3 protein-coding genes are annotated in these 3,183 nt (G+C 74.9%); 1 reads left to right on the top strand and 2 read right to left on the bottom strand.

The window, feature by feature from the left end; all coding sequences use genetic code 11:
• A partial coding sequence (locus tag AOK24_RS33510; RefSeq protein ID WP_420876712.1) for a CASTOR/POLLUX-related putative ion channel occupies positions 1–1,059 on the bottom strand: 1,059 nt, incomplete at its 3' end.
• Between the two features lie 380 nt (positions 1,060–1,439).
• On the opposite strand from AOK24_RS33510, the gene AOK24_RS48815 reads away from it, so the two are divergent.
• A complete protein-coding gene (locus tag AOK24_RS48815; protein ID WP_159052068.1) occupies positions 1,440–2,909 on the top strand; it encodes an FAD-binding oxidoreductase in 1,470 nt (489 codons plus the stop codon).
• Positions 2,910–2,918: 9 nt separating this feature from the next.
• On the opposite strand, the gene AOK24_RS33500 is transcribed toward AOK24_RS48815, so the two are convergent.
• A partial coding sequence (locus tag AOK24_RS33500) for a WD40 repeat domain-containing protein (RefSeq protein ID WP_240554252.1) occupies positions 2,919–3,183 on the bottom strand: 265 nt, incomplete at its 5' end.

Here is a 3,183-nt window from a genome sequence, read left to right as displayed (position 1 = left end):
GTCGTCGAGGGGTACGGGGCCGTCGTCGTGGGCGACGGTCACCAGCCGGTCCCCCGGCGCGAGCACGGTCTCCGGCGCGGGCGTGAGCAGCAGTCCGCCGTCCGCCCGCAGCAGCCCCACGGCGCAGGCCGTGTCCAGGCGCAGGGCCACGTCCTCGAAGGTCAGCCCCGCCGCCTGCGGTACGTCGCCGATGTGGAACTCGGCCCCGGCGAAGTCCAGGAGGTCGCGCAGCACCGACGGCATGCCGGGGTGTACGGCGGACTGGAGGAGCAGGCGTGCGGTGGTGAGGTCGGTCTCCAGCACGGTCCCGCGCGGCCCGGCGGCGAGCCGTGCGGCCGGCAGGTGCCGTCCGTCGTGCACGGCGGCCACGACGCGCGGCCCGTGGTCGGCGGGGAGCAGGGTGCGCAGGGCCAGCAGGGTCCGTACGACGGTGAGGTCGCCGTCGGTGTCCTCGGCGGGCAGCACGGTCACCGTCCGGGCGGTGCCCGGGGTGACGAGGGCGAGGGCGTCGGGGTCGGTCGGTGATCCGCACCGGCATTCGAGGCGGACGCCGGGCGTCGGTCCCACGGCGCCGGTGAGGGCCCTCTCCATGGCGGCCGGGTCCCGGTCGGCGAGGACGGTGACGACGTGCCGGACGCCGGCGGGGCGGGCGGCGATCAGCTCGGTGACCAGAGGGAAGATCTGGTCGGACCAGCCGAGGACGACGGTGTGGCCCTGTTCCAGGACCCGGGAGCGGCCTCGTCGCAGTTCCGTGAGCCGGTCGCCGAGGCCGGTGGTGACGACGCCGATGACCGTCGACACGACGAGCAGGGCGATCAGCCCGAGGAGCACGGACAGCAGCATCCGCAGGGGCGCCCCGGTCGCGGCGCCGAGCCGCAGGGTCTCCGCGCTGGTGCGGCCGACCTGGAGGAGCCGGCCGGACAGGGAGTGCGGGGCGTCGGGGTCGGTCCACACGAGCAGGGCGCTGGCGGGGACGACGACCGCGAGGCAGCTCAGGGCGAGCCAGCCGAGCAGGGTGGCGGTGCTGCGGGCGAGGGTCCTGTCGAACAGGTAACGCATCCGGTGGGGTAACGGAGTCCGTTCCTGTCGCCGCTCCACGTCCGCTCCCTGATCGCCGTGCCTGTCCGCCGAAGTCGCATCTCCGGGAGTCGAAGCGTGCCCAACGCCCGGCCCCCGACACGCCGTTCCACCGGCACCTTCACTCTTTCGGGCAGCTTTGGTGAGAGGTGGACGCCCCCGGCCCCCCTTGGCAGAGACCCGTCCTCGGCAGGCACCCGTCGCCGCTCGCCCACGCCCTCCCCGTTCGCGTGAATCGCCGCCGCTTCCCGGTGTCCCGGCGAGTGACCGCCCCGGCGTGCCCTCATCGTGAGCCCGGACCGACCGGTGTTCCCGCCGGGCGGCCGGACCGACCGGAAGAGGGACTGTTCATGGAGATGGAGATGGACCGACGACGAGTACTGGCGACCGTGGCCGCGGGGAGCCTGATCGGGCTGGCCGCCGGACCGGCGCGGGCCCGCCCCCGGATCGAGCCCGCCGCGTGGCGCGAGCTGCGGCGCAACCTCGGTCCGGGCGCCGCGCTGCACCGGCCGGGCGACGCCGGGTACGCGGCCCGGGCGACCCCCGACAACCAGCGGTACGCGTCGGTGCGCCCCGCCGGTGTCCTGGCCTGTGCGACCGAGGCGGACGTGGTCGCGGCGATCCGCTGGTGTGCCAAGCACGGCGTCCCGTTCGCGCCCCGCTCCGGCGGCCACAACTACGCGGGGTACTCGACGACGCCGGGCCTGGTGATCGGCCTGCGCGCGCTGAACGAGGTCGTCCCGCAGGGGCGGCGGCTGCGGCTCGGCGGGGGCGCGACGAACTCGGACGTGTACGCGGCCCGCGCGGCCGGCCTGTACTTCCCCGGCGGGCGCTGCCCGGGCGTGGGGGTCGCGGGGCTGACGCTGGGCGGCGGGCTCGGGTTCAACGACCGCAAGTGGGGCCTGACGTGCGACCGGCTCGTGGAGACGCGGGTCGTGCTGGCGGACGGGACGACGGTGCGGGCGGCCCCCGACGAGAACGCCGACCTGTTCTGGGCCTGTCGGGGCGGGGCGGGCGGCAACTTCGGCGTCAACACCGGTTTCGTCTTCGACGCCGTACCCGTGGACCGGCTGCGGGCCACGGTGTTCGACCTGACGTTCCCGCTGGACGCGGGGGTGGAGGTGCTGGAGGAGCTGCGGTACGTCCTCGACGCGGACCGCGGTGACGACGTCGACGTACGGGTCGGGTTCAAGCACGCCGGTGACGGCACGACCTCGCTGTGGCTGCTCGGTCAGCGGCTCGGCGACGAAGGGGCGCTGCGGCGACTGCTCAAGCCGCTGCTGCGGTTGCGTCCGGCGCGGGTGTTCGTCGAGGAGCGCGGGTTCTGGTCGGCGCAGGACTACTTGATGGAGCCCGTCGGCGCGCACGACGCCTACGCGTCCAAGTCCCTCGTCCCCGACCGCTGGCCCGCGCCCGACACGGTCGCCGCCGTCGCCGACTGGACGCGTGCCTGGCGCCCCGGCCCCGCCCGCGCCACCGGTTACGTCACCCTGTTCGCGATGGGCGGCTCCAGCGCCGTCCCCCGTCCCGACGAGACGGCCTACCCGCACCGCGGCGCCACCTTCGTCGTCGACATCGGCACCCACTGGAAGCCCGGCACCCCTCCCGCCGCCGTGAGCGCCCTCCTCGCCCAGACCCGCACCGCGCACCGCATGCTCCGCCACCGTCTGTCCACCGACGCGGCCTATGTCAACTTCCCCGACCCGGACCTGCGCGACTGGCGGCGCGCCTACTACGGCCCCAACTACGACCGCCTGACCGCCGTCAAACGCCGCTACGACCCGTCGGCGCTGTTCCGGTACGAACAGGCGATCGGCCACCCCGGCGCCTGACAACGGCTCTCAGGGGGCGCCGGGCCCGCCGTCCTGTTCCGGGCCGGTGGCCCGGTGGAATTCCTCGCCGCACACCGTGTCGGCGGATTCTCCCTGGAGGTGGATGGTCCGTTCCTGGGGGGTGAGGTCGCGGCCGATGGCTTGGCAGATCTTTTCGATGGTGTCGGCGGGGTCGTGGAGGCCGACGTTCCACAGGCGGATCCGGCGGTCGTCGGAGGCGGTGGCGAGGACCGTTCCGGCGGGGGCGAACGCGAGGGCGGTGACGGGGGCGGGG

Source organism: Streptomyces niveiscabiei, from assembly GCF_001419795.1.
GTDB lineage: Bacteria > Actinomycetota > Actinomycetes > Streptomycetales > Streptomycetaceae > Streptomyces > Streptomyces niveiscabiei.
Note: the sequence above shows the minus strand (reverse complement) of the source record. Positions and strands in the feature narration are given on the sequence as shown.